At 65.5% G+C, this 19,236-nt stretch carries 14 protein-coding genes and 1 pseudogene; 1 reads left to right on the top strand and 14 read right to left on the bottom strand.

Going from position 1 to position 19,236, the window contains the following annotated elements; all coding sequences use genetic code 11:
• Positions 1 to 957: 957 nt before the first annotated feature.
• From ACZ6EJ_RS10250 to mycP (ACZ6EJ_RS10235), 4 genes are all read right to left on the bottom strand, one after another.
• Positions 958 to 1,683, bottom strand: coding sequence for a hypothetical protein (locus tag ACZ6EJ_RS10250; protein WP_469265977.1), 726 nt, complete (start codon positions 1,681 to 1,683; stop codon positions 958 to 960).
• Positions 1,680 to 4,025, bottom strand: coding sequence for a hypothetical protein (locus ACZ6EJ_RS10245; RefSeq protein WP_469265975.1), 2,346 nt, complete (start codon positions 4,023 to 4,025; stop codon positions 1,680 to 1,682). Before ACZ6EJ_RS10245 ends, ACZ6EJ_RS10250 begins: the two co-directional genes overlap by 4 nt.
• A gap of 17 nt (positions 4,026 to 4,042) precedes the next feature.
• Complete coding sequence (locus tag ACZ6EJ_RS10240; RefSeq protein WP_469265988.1) at positions 4,043 to 4,477, bottom strand: hypothetical protein; 435 nt, start codon at positions 4,475 to 4,477, stop codon at positions 4,043 to 4,045.
• A gap of 257 nt (positions 4,478 to 4,734) precedes the next feature.
• On the bottom strand, positions 4,735 to 6,090 hold the full coding sequence (gene mycP / locus ACZ6EJ_RS10235; protein WP_469265973.1) for a type VII secretion-associated serine protease mycosin: 1,356 nt from the start codon (positions 6,088 to 6,090) through the stop codon (positions 4,735 to 4,737).
• A 993-nt stretch (positions 6,091 to 7,083) separates the two neighbouring features.
• Between mycP (ACZ6EJ_RS10235) and ACZ6EJ_RS10230 the strand changes: the two genes are divergently transcribed.
• Positions 7,084 to 7,874, top strand: a protein-coding gene (locus ACZ6EJ_RS10230) for an IS5 family transposase (protein WP_469265986.1) whose coding sequence is annotated in 2 segments (ribosomal slippage) — positions 7,084 to 7,414 and positions 7,414 to 7,874 — 792 coding nt in all. Because the reading frame shifts where the segments join, the coding sequence is not laid out codon by codon here.
• A 200-nt stretch (positions 7,875 to 8,074) separates the two neighbouring features.
• Here the strand turns inward: ACZ6EJ_RS10230 and ACZ6EJ_RS10225 are convergent.
• From ACZ6EJ_RS10225 to ACZ6EJ_RS10180, 10 genes and pseudogenes are all read right to left on the bottom strand, one after another.
• Complete coding sequence (locus ACZ6EJ_RS10225; protein ID WP_469265971.1) at positions 8,075 to 8,692, bottom strand: hypothetical protein; 618 nt, start codon at positions 8,690 to 8,692, stop codon at positions 8,075 to 8,077.
• Between the two features lie 1,448 nt (positions 8,693 to 10,140).
• Positions 10,141 to 10,509 (bottom strand): PIN domain-containing protein, encoded by a 369-nt coding sequence (locus ACZ6EJ_RS10220; RefSeq protein ID WP_469265984.1) that lies wholly within the window; start codon positions 10,507 to 10,509, stop codon positions 10,141 to 10,143.
• A gap of 8 nt (positions 10,510 to 10,517) precedes the next feature.
• Positions 10,518 to 10,766, bottom strand: coding sequence for a hypothetical protein (locus ACZ6EJ_RS10215; RefSeq protein WP_469265983.1), 249 nt, complete (start codon positions 10,764 to 10,766; stop codon positions 10,518 to 10,520).
• 464 nt (positions 10,767 to 11,230) lie between these two features.
• Positions 11,231 to 11,458 carry a hypothetical protein gene (locus tag ACZ6EJ_RS10210; RefSeq protein WP_469265969.1) on the bottom strand — a complete coding sequence of 76 codons (228 nt, stop codon included), beginning with the start codon at positions 11,456 to 11,458 and terminating at the stop codon, positions 11,231 to 11,233.
• Between the two features lie 180 nt (positions 11,459 to 11,638).
• Positions 11,639 to 12,901, bottom strand: coding sequence for a hypothetical protein (locus ACZ6EJ_RS10205; RefSeq protein ID WP_469265967.1), 1,263 nt, complete (start codon positions 12,899 to 12,901; stop codon positions 11,639 to 11,641).
• Complete coding sequence (locus tag ACZ6EJ_RS10200; RefSeq protein WP_469265965.1) at positions 12,901 to 15,219, bottom strand: hypothetical protein; 2,319 nt, start codon at positions 15,217 to 15,219, stop codon at positions 12,901 to 12,903. Before ACZ6EJ_RS10200 ends, ACZ6EJ_RS10205 begins: the two co-directional genes overlap by 1 nt.
• 17 nt (positions 15,220 to 15,236) lie before the next feature.
• Complete coding sequence (locus ACZ6EJ_RS10195; protein WP_469265982.1) at positions 15,237 to 15,671, bottom strand: hypothetical protein; 435 nt, start codon at positions 15,669 to 15,671, stop codon at positions 15,237 to 15,239.
• 409 nt (positions 15,672 to 16,080) lie between these two features.
• Positions 16,081 to 16,271 (bottom strand): annotated as a pseudogene (locus ACZ6EJ_RS10190) (Tn3 family transposase); the annotation flags it as partial.
• 191 nt (positions 16,272 to 16,462) lie between these two features.
• Positions 16,463 to 17,797, bottom strand: a complete 1,335-nt coding sequence (mycP, locus tag ACZ6EJ_RS10185; RefSeq protein WP_469265963.1) for a type VII secretion-associated serine protease mycosin — start codon at positions 17,795 to 17,797, stop codon at positions 16,463 to 16,465.
• Between the two features lie 23 nt (positions 17,798 to 17,820).
• Complete coding sequence (locus ACZ6EJ_RS10180) at positions 17,821 to 19,230, bottom strand: hypothetical protein (RefSeq protein WP_469265961.1); 1,410 nt, start codon at positions 19,228 to 19,230, stop codon at positions 17,821 to 17,823.
• Between the last annotated feature and the right edge of the window lie 6 nt (positions 19,231 to 19,236).

Genomic DNA, 19,236 nt, shown 5'->3' with positions numbered 1-19,236 from the left:
GAGAATGCGGCTTACGGTCACGGAGGAGAACAAGGGAAACGAAGGCGTGGGGCCGGGCGGGGACGGGGAGGGGGGCGCGGGGCGGGGGGGGGCACAAAAAGAGGGAGGGGGGGTTTCCCCCTCCGGGGTTCCCCCCCACTTCGCCTTCTCCGTTTCCATGGACGGGCGGGACGGCACGCCTCCACGGAAGCGGGATCGGGATCGGGAAGAGCACACGCAGGTCCGCGCCCTTCACGGCAGGGGCTGCATATCCGGACCCAGCTTCTCAGGCAGGCCCCCGTCGTCCTCGCACTCCAGCTCCTTCGCCACGGCGACGAAAGCGATTATGGAGCTCATGTTGGCCGCCAAGTTTTCCACGGTCATCCCGCGATCCGGGGCCATGCCCAATCCTCCGTAAATACGCAGGGGGGCGATCCCTGGGACCTTCCAACTGCGGACTGACGCGTTCGAAGCGCAGAGTGGCCGCCTGTGGGCGCGCCTCCGCCTTCCTACCCAACGAGAGCGACCTCTGACCCTCACGATTATTCAGTTTTCCGACATCACCAGGAGCGTGCATACGAAATTGCATGTTCGTATCGTCGCGGAGACTTTTTTCCTCTACGGACAGCTCACAGAGAACCTCGCCCCAGGGCCAACTACGGCTCGACGCATAGCCCTTCTTGAGATCCTCGACCACCGCATCCATACCGCGCTCACGAAGCCGCACGAAGGAACTCGCCCCGGTCACCTCCCGTAGCAACTCCTCCCCACGGCCGGCGGACACCCCATCACACACCTCCGCCGCGTCCACGAAGGGAGACTGGAACTCCGGGCCCGATCCGCAGGCTGTCGCACTGACTCCGAGAGCGACCACCGCAGCCGCCGCGCCAGCGCCTTACACCCTGGAAACTTCCACACGCTCACCCCGCCACCCACGCGCCTTCGACCGAACCCGCCCACGGGTTCCGCCGCCACCCTTCATCGCCTACGACTGGGTTCGACTTTCGGCAGAGGCTGCAAATCCGGACCCAGCTGTTCAGGCAGACCAGCGTTGCCCTCACACTCCATCTCCTTCGCCACGGCGAGGGAGGCGATATGGAGAACTCTCATATTGGCCACCAAGTTCTCCACGGCCGCACCCCGATCCAGGGCCTTACCCAATCCTCCGAAAATGCGCAGGGGACGATCCTCGGAACCCTCCAACTGCGGAGTGACACACTCGAAGTAAAGACTGGCCGCCTGCGGACGCGCCTCCGCCTCCTCACCCAACGAGAACAACCTCTGCTCCTCTCGACCATTCGGTTTCCCGACATCACTGGGAGCGTACATATAGAACGAGATATCGGTCTTGTCGCGGAGACTTCCGTCCTCTGCATACAGCTTGCAGAGATCCTCGCCCCAGGACCAGCTACGGCTCGACGCATAGCCCTTCTTGAGATCCTCGACCACCGCATCCATACCGCCCTCACGAAGCCGCTCGAAGGAACTCGCCCCGGTCACCTCCCGTAGCAACTCCTCCCCACGACCGGCGAACACCCCACCACACACCTCCGCCGCATCCACATAAGGCGACAGCGGCTTTTCATCCGAGCTGCACGCCGACATACCGCCGACACCCAGGACCATGACCACCGCAGCCGCCACTACACGCCTGGATCGCACTTCACACACACGCCTTCCACTTCCGGACTTCAGCGCCTTCATCCCGTCTCCGGCCCGCCGCCCTGCTGGTTCTCGCGATCGTTTCCGGTCGCATAACCCAACCGCATCGACTCCTTCATATCCTGGCGGAATACTGAGTCCTCTTGGGTCGTATGCAGTGCAAGGAAATCGTCCATCGGCGCTTCCGCCATACTCTCGCCGGAACGGTAGATTCTGTTCCGCTCCTCCTGGGTGAGGTCCTCGGCCTTTTCCTTGCTCTTGTCGACCGAGTTGTCCGAGACTTCTCCCACCATCTGACCAATGACCTGCCCCGCAGCACCACCGGCGGTATCAACCGCCAAGGGGATCAGCACAGCGGCAGCACCCACAGCGGCCGTCGCCGGCAGGAAAGCCACGCCTGCCGCGATACCCGCCGCCGCACCGAACTCCACCCAGCCCGCACGCTTGGCCACGGCCTTCTCGTACTCCTCGTGCACCTTCATGTGGTCCGCTTCGACCTGGTCGGCTCGGGACTCGTCGATCATGCCCTGCACCTCGGCACCGACATGCACGGCTGAGCGGGCCGATCCCATGTTGATCTTCCCTTCGGGCCCCACCTGGGCTTCGAGCACACTCCTCGTGTACACCTGTTCCGCAGTGGAGAGAGTGGCGTAGGCGTCCGGATGCTGGCCGAGTGCACTGAGGAAGTGGCGGGTGACACCCCTTCCCACACCTTCTTGTTCATCGAAGGCCACGTGACCCTCCCGCCCTTCAACCGGAGCGAACACGCTGCTGGAAATGCCATTGTCCAATGCCCAGTTGATGTCGTCGATGTACCCGGCGCCCATGATTCCCAGGCTGTCAGCCAACCCTTCCTGCTGCTTGAGCAGTCCGGCGTTCACGCCGTACTTCTCCATGACCTGCCGCATGACCGCGGCGTTGTCGGCATCCCGGACCACGCCCGCATCGGGGTGACCGGCCGGATAGCCGAGCGCTGCGGCCTCCAGGGCGCGGCCCAGTGCGTCAGGCATGTACTGGAGCGTGGGGGCCAGTTTCTCCGGGTCGTTGGAGTTCATGTCCGGAAACGCTTCCCACGCGCCGTTCCCGAAGAAGTCGAGGTAGTTCTCGACCAGACTGTCGGCCTCGCCCTTGCCGAGATCGGCGGTTGCCCCCGCCTTGACGGTCCCGTCCTCGTTGTACGCGGTCGGGGCCTCGGTGAAGAAGCGCTTAGCGGCGTCCGGGCTGTTTCCCAGCGCCTCCAGCATGGCCGTGGTCGGGTCGTAGCCGGAGCCGTTCTTGCCCGAGGGGTTGAAGGGATGGTCCAGGAAGCCGTTGACCTGTTTGTTGCCGGCGAACCTGTACGGGTCCTTCTGATGCAGTTGCGCCACATGCTCGGCAATGGGGTTCAGGAACCTCGCGTCGTAGTTTCCGTAGCGCATGATGCCACCGAGCAACTGGTACCCGTACGGGCCGCCACTCGTGTCGTACCTCGACAGGGGGATCTGCTCCGTGCCCAGCTTGCGCAGCTCCGGGCCCCAGTGGGCCGAGAACGTCTTGTCGTGCGATGCGGTGGCCAGGTTCAGGCCGAGGTTCTGTTGGAGTGCCTGGACGTCCGCAAGACGTTCCTCGTCGAGCTTCGCGTAGTCGTGCGTGTCCGTGGAGAGCTGACCGAAGAAGGCGAGAGATCTCTCGGGGCCGAGCTTCTCGTAGAACCCCTTCGCGAATTCCGCCGACTTGCCGTTGTCGTGGAGCAGTGCGTTGAGCGCCTGGAGTTCGCGGTGGGTGAGGTCACGCCCCTTGAGTGCGAGGGAGGCGGCGCGAGCGGCTTCTTCCTGGTCCAGGCTCTTGTACTGCGGGCTGCTGAAGTCTTTGCCGTCGGTGACGTTGGCCTCAAGGGCGTGCTTGAGGGCGACGTCGGTGTCGTTGCAGTTGTCGACGATCAGGTCGATCCTCTTCTGCCAACTCTCGACGGCTTCCCTCTGCCGGTGCAGCAACGCCGGATAGCCGGGATCGTGCCGCGCCGCCTCGTCCTTCTCCAGAGGACGCCGAGGCGTGACCCTGCCCCGGGCATCCACGTGGATGCCCGCCTCGTGCCCATCCACGTCCCGAATGCGCACCAGGTCGTCCTTGGCCTTCTTGATGGCCGCGTACGCGTCCTCCAGGATGAGCTTGACGCCCTTGGCCTCCGCCACGGCGTCCTCGAACTCCTTGGCGGTCTTCCCGATGAACCCCCTGGTGACCCCTGCGTTCACCCCCGCCCACTCCGCCTTGTCCGCCTTGACTTTCATACCGTCGACCGCGACCTCGACCAACCGCTCCAACTTGGCGACCATCTCCGCCCAGCTGTCGGCGGCTTCTTTCACCTTGCCGACCGGAGCATCCACGATGTCCTCGTACTTCAGCACTCCCGCTCCCCTGCTGCTTACTTCAGATAGTCGTTGAGCTTGGAGACGCTGAGCAGGTCGCCGGCGATCTGGACATCGTCCTTCTGGTGCGCGGACTTCGTGTAGTTGAGGTGGTTCGATATCTGGGCGCAGGCGTCGAGGAGCGTCTTGAGGTGCGTCTGCCAGCGGTCGTGCACCTTCAACAGCGCGGAGCCGCCGGCGAAGTTGCCGTTGGTGAGCGCGATGGCGGCGTCGAAGGTCGCGGGCCGGGCGTGATCGCCGTCTTCCGACAGCCGCGTCCTCAGCTCGTACGCGTCATGACCGATGGCGCCCAGGTTGTCCTGGTTGACAGCCAGGTCGGCCTGAGCGGGACCCTGCGGGCTTCCTGGGGCGGCAGGAGCGGCATTGAGGCGCGTGCCGACCCGTTGGGCCGATTCTGCGCGAAGTTCCGACCATTCAGCGTCGAACGCCATGACTCCCCCGTACTCGTTCACCCAAGCCTGCGCGAACAAGCGCAGCTCCACCGACCAGCCCTCACGAAGCCCGCGCATGACCGGGTTCCCATAGGGCCACTGTGCAACGCGCCAAGCCTGACGCAGCCTTACCGTAGTCAGCGCCCATGACAGCCCAAGCCCTTCTGGGCTGAATGCGCCATGTAATGGCCAAAGTTCGCATGGCGACCCCGAGCCAGCCGGTGTCGACCGTCAACGCCCCGAGTTGGGGTGCGGCTTCAAGCCGTGGGGCCGCCGTACCCGTGAGGACCGCCGTGCGGCGCGTCGTCCCCAGGGGGTACGGGAGGGGCCGGGTGGGGCGGATACGGCTGCGGGGGCTGCCCGTACGCGTACTGCGGCTGATACATCGGCGGTGCCGGTGGTACGGCGGCAGCCTTCCGACGCCGCGAGCGGGCGATCCCCACGGCCACCACGCCCCCCACCAGAACAGCCGCGCCCACCCCCAGGCCGATCCAGAGAGTGGTGCCGGCGCCCTCGTCGGTCGCTCCGGCGGTCGGTTCGTCACTCCGCTCCGCACCACCGGCCGCCCTGGACGGTGCGGGCGACGCCGCGGCCTCGGCTGCCGCGAGGTCAGGGAGGGGGTACACGTCGGCGGGTCCGGGGTCGCCGGGGGTCTTGAGCGCGATACGGGGGCGGACGATCCCGTAACCGATCCCGTCGGACCTCTTGTCACCGCTGATCGGACCGCCCGCAGTGTTGAGCATGACTCGCAGGACTTGGTTGTTCGTCCACTCCGGGTACTTGGACCAGATGAGGGCCGCCGAGGCGGAGGCGATCGCGGTCGCGTCACTGGTCCCAAAGCTGCGGCATAGCTGGGTCCTTCCAGGACATGCGTGCACGATGTCCACGCCAGGGGCCACAAGATCGACCTGCGGACCGTACTGAGACCACTTGGACCTGCGAAGGTCCCTTCCAACAGACCCCACACCGACAACACCCGGCGTCCCGGACGGGTAGGCGACGGCATTTCCCTTGTCAGCGGAATTCCCTACGGCAGCGAAAACAAGCGCACCCTTTTCCAGGGCATAGCGCACAGCCGCGCCGAGTTCACCCGACCCGAACAAATTCGCTTGCGAAATACTCACGACTTTGGCGCCGTGATCCACAGCGAAGCGGATTCCTTTAGGAACATCCTCATTGAAACTTTTGCTGCCAGTAGCGCCGTTTACCTTGCCTTCGTCATCTCTCAGTCGGATGGGCATGATCTTAGCTCCGGGAGCCAGGCCAAATGCCCCAGTCCCCCCTCCGGTGTCACCGTTGCCAGCGATGATCCCTGCCATGGCTGTGCCATGGGAACGGTGGTCGACTCGTTCATCGCCGGGAGAGCCCGGTGCCAGGTCCAGCCCCTTCACGATCTGCCCCCGAAGGTCGGGGTGATCAGCGTCTACACCCGAGTCGATGACCGCGACGATCACCCCCTCACCCGTGCTCGTCGCCCACATCTGATCTGCCTTCATGACATCCAGGTGCCACTGCCTCGACCGTACAGATTCGGCAGATGCTGGAGAAGCTGCGGCTACCAGCAGGCCGAGCGCGGTGACCGCGACGGCCGTGCGACGAGCAAGGGCAAGCATGGGTCACCTATGACGCTTTCTCTTTAGTCGACAACCGGAGGAGTAACGCGCCGCCCGCCCCGATGCCACGTTTCCTCGTCTTCCGTCAAGTAATCGGGGCGCTCGCTGCCTTCGTCCCGCCGACTATTTCCGGTGCGCTTCTGCCCCGCCGCACCTCGTCCCGCCATGCCAGCACTGCTCCGCGTCCCGTCGCCTGATGCCGACCCTCGCACAAGGCCCGTACCTCCTGGTGTGAAGGGGCGCGCACCGGTTTGCCCTTGCTGCTGAGGGCGACCACCCACCACGCCACCGGTCTCACCAGCAAGGCGACGTCCACCGATTACGCCGTTCTGCCCAGCACCGGCACCGGCACCGACACCCGGCATGTTTGTCATCGGCGCACGGCCACCGTGAGCGCCTTCACCACCGACCACTGTCCCGCGCGGCAACCCGACCACCGGCCGTCCCGACGCCTGCGGAACGGGACGACCACCGACGATGCCGATGCTGAGCGCCCGGTAGGTGCGCCCGAGCACCCCCTCGACGACGGCGGCGACCGGAGGGGCCTTCGGCCCGGTCAGCGGCGCGGCCAATGGATCGGTCTCGGTCGGAGCGAGGCGCGCGGCATCGGTCCCGTCACGCGGTTCGAGGGCGGTCATGGGCCCCAGAGTAAGGGGCATGATCCGGTTTGGGTCCTGTCGAAGTACGGTCCGGCCCTCAGCCCTTGGTCGTAGGCCCGCCGCTCGCCTCGCGTGAACGCCGTATGGCAGTCGCGTTGCGGCCCGCCCGGAACCCTTGAGCGGCCGGACGACGACCCCTAACGCCGTGGTCAGCAGAAGAACAGAGAAGAACAGACCAGCACGACGCCCGACCGTGTGCCCGAGAGGCTTAGGGCGACCCTTCCATGACTTGCCTAACTCGCCTTAGAGGTCCTAACAGAAGCCTCAGATGATGTGACTGTCGGCTTGGTTGTTCGTTGGGCTGTTCGTGGGGAAGAGAGAGTCACGTCCGTGGATCGTCTCGGATGAACTGTGGTCGCTGATAGAGCCGTTGTTGCCTGTTCCTGTGCCGAAGCTGGTGCCCGGCCGACCGAGAGTTCCTGACCGTCAAGCGCTCTGCGGGATCCTGTTCGTGCTGCATACCGGGATCCAGTGGGAGTACCTGCCGCAGGAGCTGGGCTTCGGTTCAGGCATGACGTGCTGGCACCGGCTCGCTGCCTGGAATGAGGCCGGCGTCTGGGACCGGCTCCATCTCGTGCTGCTGGCCAGGCTGCGGGCGGCGAAGCAGCTCGACTGGTCACGGGCGGTGATCGACTCTTCCCACGTCCGGGCAGCTCGGCGCGGCCCAAAAGCGGTCCCAGCCCGGTCGACCGCGCGCGGCCGGGCAGCAAGCACCACATCCTCGTCGACGGCCAGGGCATCCCGCTCGCGGTGTCCCTGACCGGGGGAAACCGCAACGACGTCACCCAGCTGATGCCCCTGCTCGCCAAGATCCCGTCGGCCCCAGGGCTCGTGGGACGTCCCCGTCGACGGCCCGACGTCCTGCTTGGGGACCGCGGCTATGACCACGACAAGTACCGCCGCCTGGTCTGGGCTCAGGGCATCAAACCGGTCATCGCCCGCCGCGGAGTAGCGCACGGTTCCGGCCTCGGGGTCCATCGCTGGGTTGTCGAGCGCACGATCGCCTGGTTCCACGGCTTCCGACGCCTCCGCGTCCGGTGGGAAAGACGCGACGACATCCACGAAGCACTCCTCGGCCTCGCGACCTGCCTCATCACGCACCGCCACGTCCAACGCCTTTGTTAGGACCTCTTAGACCCATTGGGTCTTACAGGTCTGACCTGCTGCTCGCCACCCTTCTTGCAGGCAGGTAGGGATCTTTGTAGGGATCGATGCCGCTGCGCATCGTCGTCGCCCACCGGCAGGTGCAGCTCCCAGCTCTGGGCGAAGGCGTACCCGCCCATCCGCCTGCGGCCCCTTCTGGGATTACCTCGACAATCCCCCTATCAGAACTTCGAACTGGCAATGTCGTTAAATTCAACCCGACGGAAATCATCGAGTTCGAAGTACGGGACGCCGATCATGTAGAAGACTCTCCCCCGGTACCAGGTGCGCTCAAAGAGCATGTTGAATCCGAATGCTTTCCCGGATGAAGCCATATCATTGAACCTGTAAGGTGACCAACTGAACTTTGGCCACGGCACTGTGAATACTCTCGCTCCATCGCCGCCAAAACCGAGATCACGATAAAGGAGTACGGTGCCGGGGAGTCCGTAGCGATGGTACTCCTCAACGCGTGTCCGGTGCTCCTCAGGATCGAAGCTCTCCAGGTCGAGCCGGAGTAGGTCGTCAACCTTGGATCGCGCATGGTGCAGCAGATAGTATTCCACCACTTTATCTGGATCTGGCATTATTTCTTCGTGAACTCTATTCAGTTGCTCTTGGGCTGCCCTCGCTTGAGCACCTATACGTTCGTCTGCCCGAGATGCGAGTTCGATAACCTCATCATGGGACAAGTCGGTGTGGATAACTGGTTCGGAGTCACCGACCTGCATGCCTAGTACGTGACCCCTAGAAGACGCTACGTCCATGACGCCGCCCTTCATCTCGGAACGAACCCCCATCGGCGCACCCGACCGACAGTCGACCACCTGCCAGTAGTAATTATATAAACGGTTAGCGCTCGGCGCGCGCCCAACCATCGACATCTCCACCGCCGACACCACTCCACCATGGCCCCCACCCGCGGCGCGCCCGGTCCGTCGCGCCTCGCGACACGGTCGAAACCGGCTGCGGTACTGGTGGGCTCGCCTATTCAACTGTCGCCAGTCCCTCGTGGGCCCCACCCTGCTGGTGACCGTGTGCGATCGCCAGCCGGTATCGGCTCTAGGCTCCTCCGCACTGCTGTACCGGCAAAACCACATGCAGGGATGGCCCGTTGGGGGCTGGTGGCAGCCCTGCTTCCGGTGGAACATTCGGATGCATGGGGAATAGCGAACGCCGTCAGCCGTGGCCCAGCTTCGTGGCCTTCGCCCATAGCGCCGAAGGCGATGTCGTCGAGGCGTCCCTCACTCCACGAAAGGGCTGGACGTACACCAAGGTCCGCCTGACGACGAACCTGGCCGCGCTCCAAATAGTTCTCGACCGTCTGAAAGCCGGAGAAGGCGTACGCGTAGCGGTTCCTGATCCGCCCACGCCACCCCGCAGACTGACCGAGGGGTGCGTTCGTTCTGCCGTCCGTGCGCCTGCTGGAGCACATCGCGAACCGCGACAACATGGACACCGCCACCAACCCGGCCTCCCGCTGGCTCTTCCCCGGCCGCCGCACGGGCCAGCCGTTCCGCTCCGACCACCTGTCCGTGCTCCTCAACAAGGTCGGTGTCCGGCCGCAGCCGCCCGTGGCGCCGCCATCCGGCAGACCTCGGCGGCGTGCTGCGCGCGGGACCCTGATGGCTTCGCACTGCTCGACGATCACCGGGGTGAGGACCACATTGGTAGCGCCCAGTGCCGCGAAGGCGGCCTCCGAGACCGTGCTGCCCCCCCTGCCCCGATGCCGGCACGCAGGTGACGCATCGACGCGCCGAGGTCGATGCCGCCCCACTCCCCTTCGATCAGGAACTCTTCCTTCAAGAAGGTGAACTTGCCCGCCATGGCATCCCTATCGCTCGGGCGCGCCCCAGACGGGGTGCGTCGAACCGCATGAACGACCGCCTGGTGGGGGCAGGTGCTGTGGGAGCTGTGCGTTCAGTCCAACGAGCGATGCAGGAAACGAATTGTTGAAGTGCGCAGTTGACGGTGCCTGCGGTCGCGCTCGCTTTATCGACCAGTAGTGACGTCGCTTGTCGACGAGCCCCCTGGCCGCCTGATCCAGGTAGCGCACGGCGTAACCCCGCTCATCCGAGTATCTGGCACCGGCCACGTTGCTGTGGCGGCCATCAGACCGCAGACCACCGAAACGGGTAGCGCCGTACCACCAGAGTGACGAATGACAGGCCGACGCCAACACCAACGTCACGCCCGGTGCACACCGGTCCCACAGGCTCCGGCGGGACCGACTCCTTCCAGTGCACACTCAGGACGTGAGATCCAGAACGCGGACCTGCTCACCGGCCCACCGGCCCGGCTCAGTGGTCGCCACGATCGCCCCGTCCGGCCGGTCAGGAATGGGCTGCGCCGCGTACCGGCTGTGGGCAGCCGCCCCGGTCTCCTCCCGAGCCACGGCCAACCCCGCGGAAAGGTCCAGATCCAGGACTGTGATGCCAGGCAGAGAAGCCAGGTGCTCCGCCGTACCGGGCCGCGCACGATCGGCTTCGACGAGCGCGCACGCCGGGACATAAAGGGACCAGCCGGGCTGCGCGTGAGCGCGGTGGATGAGCCGGGAGGCCAGGACGTTGCCCTGTTCTGCCGCAGCCATGGCCGTGTCATCCAGGACGATGTGCATGGCGTCGCTCACCGGCCGGTCACCTGCGCCAGGCGACGGTCCAGCTCGAGGTCCAGGTCGTCCTGCTCCGAGGGAGACGGCGCGTAGCCGCTCCACTCCTTCAGCGCCGCAAGGGCCTTCTCCGCACGCTCCGCTGGCGTCAGCAGCGTCTCGGCCAACCGTGCCAGATAGGCGCGCAGCGACAGACCCTCCGCAGCCGCGATCGCGGCCAGCCGGTCCTTGGCCTCTTCGGGGATACGGACATTGGCGTCAGACATCATCGTGCTCCTTCCCATCCGCCTAGGGTGCGGGTACGTACCCGTACCCGTCTCGGTTTTGCCTTCCGAGCCGGGTGGCTCTGGACGCGAGAGCGACAGCGTTCTCCAAGTCACCCGGTCGGTGGAGATCCCGAAGCCGTGGGCCTCCTGGTTATTCACCCGCCGGCCCGGTTGCCGGTGATCGAGCGCATCTTCCACGCCGCCGACGACGTTCTGCGGCACACCGTCACCGTCGACGCGCGGTGTGAGCGGCGGGTTGTCAGGTGACCTGAGCTCCGTAGCGGCGGACCAGCTCCTCCAACAGGGAGCGGGCTGTTGGATGTCGGGAGTGTGGTGCGGTGGTCGCACGGCTACGCCGTTGGACCTCCGGCGTACAGGGTGGCCAGCAGCGGTATAAGCCCTCTCGTTCCCTGTTCGTGCTCAGTCCTGAGGGTCGCTCCGAAATGCGAGTAGCTGGTGACCGCTCACTTCTCGTTGTGCAGCCCACCCTGGTAGAGCTGCTCCATGGGTTTTCCGTAGCCGTCGAGAACGATGAATCGCACGGGAAGGCTCGGGTCAGTCTCATGCATCCATCGAGGCCAGGGCTCGCTGGTCACGGTTTCGTAGGCCTGGTCGGTCTGCCAAGGGGCGCCAGGGTTCTTTTTGTATCCCGGGGCGTGAGAAGGGGAGGCGAAGCGCTTGTGCTCTGTCACGAATAGGGGCTCGACTGCAACTCGAGTTACACCGGTTCGATTCCGGTCACGGTCTCCACAGCAGCGCAGTGATGGGGCCGCCCCCGCGACGGGGCGGCCCCATCACTGCGTACGCGGACGGCCGAAGACGACGCGGGCGCCCCACCAGGCTCTCCGGCTCCCGCACTCCTTCACGGCACGTCACGCCACGGGCCGCAGACTCGGATCGATCTTCTCGGGCAGCCCACCGTCGTTCCTGCACTCCAACTCTTTCGCCACGGCGAGGGATGCGGCGTGCAGAACGGTCAGATTCTCGACGAGGCGCGGGAGAGCGGGACCTCGATCCCGGGCTCTGACCAGCCCCCCATAGATTCGGAGGGGACGCTCACGCGACCCCTCGACCTGCGGGCTCTCGCATTCGAAGTAGAGATCGACCGAGCGGGGAAAAGCCGCGGCCCCTTCCCCCACCGGGAAAAGGCGCGCATCCTCGCGGTCTCGTCCGCCTCCCACATCCTGGGGTGCGTACGTGTGGTAGACGATCGTCGTCCCGTCGTAGCGCCCGACACCCTTGACCGGGATCTCGCACAACTCCTCGCGTACACCCCGGCTGCGCTCCGACGTATAACTCTTCTTCAGATTGTCGATCACCCTCTGCATACCGACCGCGGGGTGGCGAACGAAGGTCGTCCCGCCCCCTACGGCCTCCACGGCCTTCTCCGCCCGGCCTGCGAAAACCCCGCCACAGACCTCGGCTGCCCTCACCAAGGGGGACAGAGGCTGCATTCCCGGATCGATCTCCTCGGGCAGCCCGCCGTTGTCCTTGCACTCCAGTTCCTTCGCCACGGCGAGGGATGAGGCGTGCAGAACGGTCAGATTCTCGACGAGATGCGGGAGGGCAGGACCTCGATCCCGAGCCCTGCTCAATCCTCCATGGACGCGGAGGGGACGCTCACGCGATCCATCGATCTGCGGGCTGACGCATTCGAAATAGAGGCCGGCCCCGTACTGAAGCGCCACCGCTTCCTTTGCCACCGGGAACAAGCGCGTACCCTCCGGGTTCCGCGGGTCTCCCACATCCCGGGGAGCGTACATGTGATAGGCGATTGTCGTCTCGTCGCGGCTCCCAGCGCCCTCCGCCGACGGTTCGCACAGCACCTCGCGCCCACCCCAGCTGCGCCCCGATGCGTAGCTCTTCTTGAGGGCGTCGACGACCCTCTGCATACCGCCTTCGGGATAGCGGTCGAAGGTCGTTCCACCCCCCACGGCTTCCACCGCCTTCTCCGCCCGACCGGCGAAGACCCCGCCACAGACCTCGGCCGAGCCCACATCAGGAGACTTGGGCTGCGGGTCCGATCCGCAGGCCGTGGCACTGACACCGAGAGCCACCACCGCAACCGCCGCTGCCAGCGCGCTCCTGTACCGCGCCACGCCTACGCCCTTCAGCCCACCGACCCCACAGAACATCACCCGGCCTCCGGGGCTGCGCCCTGCTGGTTCTCACGGTCGTTGCCCGCCGCGTATCCGATCAGCATGGATTCCGCCAGGTCCTGATGGAAATCAGAGTCCACTTTCACACCATGGCGTTGGAGAAACCCCTCCATCGGCGCTTCCGCCATGGACTCCCCCGACCGGTAGATTTCCCTCGATTCCTCCTCGATGAGATCCTCGACCTTCTCCTTGTTCTTGTCGGCGGAGCTTGCCGAGATATCTCCCACGACTTGGCCGATAACCTGCTCTGCAGCAGCGCCGGCCGTATCGGTGGCGACGGGAATGAGTACGGCGGCTGCCCCCACTGCGGCCGTCGCAGGCAGAAAGGCGACACCGGCCGCGATGCCTGCGACCGCGCCGAACTCGACCCAACCCGCCCGCTCGGCCACAGCCTTCTCGTAATCCTCGTGCGCTTTCATATGATGCGCCTCGACCTGATCGGCCCGAGACTGATCAAGCATCCCCTGCACCTGGGCTCCGATCTCCACCGCCCGCCTGGCCGACCCCGTGTCGATTCGCCCATCCGATCCCACCTGTGCTTCCAGTACGCTTCTCGTATACACCTGCTCAGCCGCAGAAAGAGTGGCGTAGGCGCCAGGATGCTGGCCGAGTGCACTGAGGAAATGGCGGGCGATGCTCCTTTCCTCCTCCCCATCGCCACGGAACCGAATGCGCCCGGTGTCATCCTGTGCCGGAGCGAAGATGCTGTCGGTCTCACCTCTCGCCAAGGCCCAGTTGATGTCATCGATGTACCCAGCACCCATGACTCCGAGGCTATCGGCCAACCCTTCCTGCTGCTTGAGAAGCCCGGCATTCATGCCGTATTTCTCCATGACTTGCCGCATGATCTCCGCGTTCTCGGCGTCCCGCTGCACAGTTGAGTCCGGGTGGCCCGCAGGATAACCGAGCGTGGCCGCCTCCAAGGCGCTCCCCAGCGCATCCGGCATGTACTGAAGCACGAGGCGGGCCGTGTCCGGGTCGGTGGTGTTCGTGTCGGGGAAAGACTCCCACTCTTCGCTTCCGAAAAAATCGAGATAACTTGTGATGGTTTTTCCGCGCTCATCCACGGACCCGTCCTCGTTGTAAGCGGTCGGGCCGTCCGTGAAGAAGCGTTTGGCGGCGTCCGGGCTGTTCCCGAGCGCTTCCAGCATGGAAATGACCGGGTCATAACCGGATCCGTTCTTTCCCGAAGGGTTGAACGGGTCTCCGGAAAAGCTGTTGACCCGCTTGTTGTAGCCGAACATATACGGGTCTTTCTGATGCAGCTGCGTCACATGCTCGGCTATCGGGGTGAGGAATCCAGCGTCGTAGTTCCCGTACCGCATGATGCCGCCGAGCAGTTGGTAGCCGTACGGACCGCCGGTGTTGTCGTACCTGGACAGGGGAAGGTGCTGTGTGCCGAGCCTGCGCAGCTCCGGCCCCCACTCCGCCGAGAACGCCTTGTCGTGTGACGCGGTGGCCAGGTTCAGACCGAGATGACGCTGGAGCGCTTGGACGTCACCCAGACGCTCCTTGTCCACCTTGCCGTAGGGGTGCGTGTCCCCGGCCAACTGGCCGAAGAGGGTGAGCGCTTTCTCGGGGCCAAGTCTTTCGTAGAAACCCTTGGCGAACTGTGGCGAGTGGGAGTTGTCACGCAACAATTCGTTGAGCGCCTGGAGCTCGACGTGCGAAAGGTCCCACCCCTTGGCTGCCAGGCCGGCGGCGCGGTTGGCTTCTTCTTGGTCCAGGTTCGTGTATTTCGGACTGGTGAAGTCCTTGCCGTCGGTGACGTTGGTTTCGAGCGCGTTCTTCAGGGCGACGTCACTGTCGTTGCAGTTGTCGACGATCAGGTCGATCTTCCTCTGCCAGCTCTCGACGGCTTCGTTCTCCCTACGCAGCAGCTCTGGGTAGTCAGGATCGTGCCGCAACGCCGAGCCGTGCTCCTCCAGTGGCTTCCGCGGCGTCACCTTGCCCTTGGCGTCCACGTGGATGCCCGCTTCACGCCCTTCGACGTCCCGGATGCTCACCAGCCCGTCCTTGGCCTGCTTGAAGGCCGCGTAGGCATCCGCCAGGACGAGTTTGACACCCTTGGCCTCGGCGACCGCGTCCTGGAACTCCTTCGTGGTCTTTCCGATGAACCCTTTGGTGACGCCCGCGTTAACGCCTTCCCACTCGGCCTTGTCCGCCTTGGCCTTCATGCCGTCATGGGCCTCCCGGGCCAGGCGTTCCAGCTTGGCGACCATCTCCGACCAATCGTCGGCAGCCTCTTTCAGCTTGCCGAGCGGCGCGTCGATGATGTCCTCGTACCTCAGCACGACAACTCCCCCGCGACCTACTTCAGGTACTCGTTCAGTTTCGACACGCTGAGCAGATCACCGGCGATCTGCACGTCGTCCTTGTGGTGCGAAGCCTTGGAGTAGTCCAGGTGGTTCGAAATCTGGGCACACGCGTCGAGGAGGCTCTTGAGGTGTGTCTGCCAGCGATCGTGAACCTTCAGCATGGCCGAACCGCTGGCAAAGTTGCCGTTGGTGAGCGCGATGGCAGCGTCGAAGGTGGCTGGTCGGGCGTGATCACCATCCTTGGACAATTTCGTCCGCAGTTCGTAGGCATCATGCCCGATCGCACCCAAGTTGTCCTCGTTGACGACGAGATCGGGTTGGGCGGGGCCCTGCGGGCCGCCCGGTGCGGCGGGCGTGCCGTTGAGGCGCATATCGACCCGCTGGGCCGATGCGGCACGAAGCTCCGACCATGCTGCGTCGAACGTCATGAAATCCCCGTAGATGTGTAGCAAAGGGCCGACGCGCGCATTCTTCACCCGGCCACCTCTTCCCGGACCCGCGCACGACCGAGCCAGCCCGCAGGGTCACCGTAGTCAACTTCGGTGACGCCCCGAAGCCATTCGGGCTGAATGCGCCACGCTATGGCCGAGGTTGCACGGCAAGTGCCCACCTTCAGACCTGGGCCCACCGTGTTGGTAGCGGCTCGTCACACGGCCTTGGCGAGAGGCCCTGGCCTGGCGTGACTGATGCCATGACGCGGCTGTACGTGATGGCGTAGGAACTCGACCGTGGAGGACGGACGGCGAGTGGTGGTCGCGTCGAGCGGGCCGTTGCTGCCGTCGCGGGCACCCCGCTCAGGGCCATCGTCAACGAGGTTCATGTCAGCGATGTCCAGGCCTCGTTGCGGACAGCGGACCCGCCCTCGCGTAGCTGAGTGACGGCGGCGTCCATGTACCTCGTGTTGCAGAACACGAAGGCGCCGAGGACCGGTCCGAGGGCGCCGATCTGGACCTCTGTGCCGTCCTGGCAGCGCGGCAGAGCTGTCCGGCCCGAGCGTGGAAAGCCTTCCGGGCGAGGGCGTGGCGGCCCCCAGTACGGCGTTCGCGTCCCGGCACGGCGCGAGCCGGAGATACGTGGGGCCGACGCGGAAGAGCCGCCCGTACTTCCGCGTCGATACCGCCGATGACCGGGGTGCAGCCGACGTCGCAATCCGTGGTGGTGGATCAGGGTGCCGTGATTCACCGTCATGATCAGTCGGCTGCCGAGGGGACTGGAACCCTCAGTGAGGGCCGCCGTGCGAGGCGTCGGATTCAGGCGGAACAGGAGAGGCCTGATAGGGCGGATACGGCTGCGGGGGCTGCCCGTACGCGTACTGCGGCTGATACATCGGCGGTGCCGGTGGTACGGCGGCAGCCTTCCGACGCCGCGAGCGGGCGATCCCCACGGCCACCACGCCCCCCACCAGAACAGCCGCGCCCACCCCCAGGCCGATCCAGAGAGTGGTGCCGGCGCCCTCGTCGGTCGCTCCGGCGGTCGGTTCGTCACTCCGCTCCGCACCACCGGCCGCCCTGGACGGTGCGGGCGACGCCGCGGCCTCGGCTGCCGCGAGGTCAGGGAGGGGGTACACGTCGGCGGGTCCGGGGTCGCCGGGGCTCTTGAGCGCGATACGAGGGCGAACGATCCCGTAACCGACGCCGTCCGACCTCTTCTTACCGCTGATAGGACCGCCTGCGGTGTTGAGCATGACCCGCAGGACCTGGTTGTTCGTCCACTCCGGGTACTTGGACCAGATGAGGGCCGCCGAGGCGGAGGCGATCGCGGTTGCGTCACTGGTCCCATAGCTTTCGCATAGCTGGGTTCCCCCCGTACAGGCATGAACGATGTCCACGCCGGGTGCCACGAGATCCACCTGCGGACCGTACTGAGACCACTTGGGCCTCCGGAGATCCCTCCCAACAGACCCGATACCGATAACACCCGGTGTCCCGGACGGGTATTCGACAGCATTTCCCCTGTCACCGGAATTCCCTACAGATGCGAAAACAAGCGCGCCCTCCTCCAGGGCATATCGCACAGCCGCACTGAGTTCGTTAGATCCATACAAGACGCCATAAGAAATATTGATGACTTTGGCGCCATGATCTACGGCAAAGCGAATTCCTTCGGGAGCGTTCCGGTTGAAATTCTTGCTACCAGTGGCACCGTTGACCTTGCCCTCGTCATCTGTCAGTCGGATGGGCATGATCTTGGCTCCGGGAGCCAGACCAAATGCCCCATTCCCTCCTCGGGCCTCACCAGTGCCGGCGATGACCCCGGCCATGGATGTGCCGTGGGAACGGTGGTCGGTCCACTCATCACCGGGAGAATCCGGTGCCAGGTCCAACCCCTTCAGCACCTGCCCTCTTAGGTCCGGGTGGTCAGCGTCAACACCAGAGTCGATGACCGCGACAATCACCCCCTTGCCCGTGCTCGTCGCCCACATCTGGTCTGCTTTCATGACATCCAGGTGCCACTGCGTCGACCGCACAGATTCCGCAGACGCAGGAGAAGCTGCGGCTACCAGCAGGCCGAGCGCAGTAGCTGCTACGGCCGCGCGACGAGCTAGGGCAAGCATGGGTCACCTATGACGCTTTCTCTTTAGTCGACAACCGGAGGAGTAACGCGCCGCCCGCCCCGCTGCCACGTTTCCTCGTCTTCCGTCAAGTAGTCGGGGCGCTCGCTGCCTTCGTCCCGCCGACTATTTCCGGTGCGCTTCTGCCCCGCCGCACCTCGTCCCGCCATGCCAGCACTGCTCCGCGTCCCGTCGCCTGATGCCGACCCTCGCACAAGGCCCGTACCTCCTGGTGTGAAGGCGCGCGCGCCGGTTTGCCCTTGCTGCTGAGGGCGGCCGCCTACTACACCACCGGTCTCACCGGCAAGGCGACGTCCACCGATCACACCGTTCTGACCAGCACCGGCACCGACGCCCGGCATGTTTGTCATCGGCGCACGGCCACCGTGAGCGCCTTCGCCACCGACCACTGTCCCGCGCGGCAACCCGACCACCGGCCGTCCCGACGCCTGCGGAACGGGACGACCACCGACGATGCCGTTGCCAGGCGATCCACGCCCGACCGGGCCGCCGGAGGACCCCACCGACCCCGGCACGGACGGAGTGCGACGCGGGCCACCTACCGCGCGTCCCACCCCGGTGATCGGAGGCGTCGCGGCAGGGCCCTTGTTCACGAGCGATGGAGCGACCCCTGGGACAAACGGAAGACCGGCGTCTGATTTTCCGCCTCCGGACAGGCCGATGGGCGGTGTCGTGGACGGCGCAGTCGGGACGTCCGGCATGGTCGCGACACCGTCGATGCCCATGCTCACTGGACGGACAACTGGCGGTGGCGGTCCCGCAGGACCTACAACCCCTGCCGAACCAAGGCCTCCCAGCGTGTTCCCACCGCTATCGAAAGCCGAGCTCTGTACCTCCCGCACGACCGGTCCGGTACCGACACTCGAAGTGGGCGGGGCGCTGTAGTCCGCGCCTCCGACCTTCTCCCCGGTCTCAGGCGCGATCACCTGCGGCGGCGGCGGGAACTTCGGCCGCTTCAGTTTGTCGAGCTGGGCCACCGACTGGTCGTACGCCTGCGAGAGCTTCCGCATCTCCGCGGCCGCCGCCTCGCGCTCCCCGTTCAGCTTGCGGATCAGCTCCGCGGCGTCCGGGTCGTTCCGCTCGGAGCGGGCGGCCTTCAAGCTCGCGTCCGGGTCGCCCTCGGGGCGGGGGATCGCCGCCTTGGCCAGGGCGATGGCGCTGGCGGCTTCGCTCAGCCGCTGCGACGCGTCCTTGCTGAAGACGCCGAGGCGCAGCGTGGCGTTGGCCAGGTCCGCGCTCCAGGTGCGGAACGACTGCGCCCCATCGCCCTTCCACTGCACGATCTGCGGGCGGACCTTCAGCTCTTCGCCGATCTCCGTGATCGCCGTCGCCGCACTCGCCAGGCGGTCGGCCACGCCCTGGACCACCGCGCTGTTGGCCTGGTCCAGCCACGCGATCATCTGCTTGTGCGACATGCCATC

The sequence above is a fragment of the Streptomyces sp. NPDC041970 genome, from assembly GCF_055588985.1.
The sequence above is the reverse complement of the archived record's forward strand: the minus strand, read 5'-3'. Positions and strand labels throughout refer to the sequence as shown.

Excerpts from the sequence above, each read along its gene's own strand:
- ACZ6EJ_RS10250 (WP_469265977.1), bottom strand. The coding sequence starts at position 1,683 with ATGAAGGCGCTGAAGTCCGGAAGTGGAAGGCGTGTGTGTGAAGTGCGA.
- ACZ6EJ_RS10240 (WP_469265988.1), bottom strand. The coding sequence starts at position 4,477 with ATGGCGTTCGACGCTGAATGGTCGGAACTTCGCGCAGAATCGGCCCAA.
- mycP (WP_469265973.1), bottom strand. The coding sequence starts at position 6,090 with ATGCTTGCCCTTGCTCGTCGCACGGCCGTCGCGGTCACCGCGCTCGGC.
- ACZ6EJ_RS10225 (WP_469265971.1), bottom strand. The coding sequence starts at position 8,692 with ATGGGGGTTCGTTCCGAGATGAAGGGCGGCGTCATGGACGTAGCGTCT.
- ACZ6EJ_RS10220 (WP_469265984.1), bottom strand. The coding sequence starts at position 10,509 with ATGCACATCGTCCTGGATGACACGGCCATGGCTGCGGCAGAACAGGGC.
- ACZ6EJ_RS10215 (WP_469265983.1), bottom strand. The coding sequence starts at position 10,766 with ATGTCTGACGCCAATGTCCGTATCCCCGAAGAGGCCAAGGACCGGCTG.
- ACZ6EJ_RS10205 (WP_469265967.1), bottom strand. The coding sequence starts at position 12,901 with ATGTTCTGTGGGGTCGGTGGGCTGAAGGGCGTAGGCGTGGCGCGGTAC.
- ACZ6EJ_RS10195 (WP_469265982.1), bottom strand. The coding sequence starts at position 15,671 with ATGACGTTCGACGCAGCATGGTCGGAGCTTCGTGCCGCATCGGCCCAG.
- mycP (WP_469265963.1), bottom strand. The coding sequence starts at position 17,797 with ATGCTTGCCCTAGCTCGTCGCGCGGCCGTAGCAGCTACTGCGCTCGGC.
- ACZ6EJ_RS10180 (WP_469265961.1), bottom strand. The coding sequence starts at position 19,230 with ATGTCGCACAAGCAGATGATCGCGTGGCTGGACCAGGCCAACAGCGCG.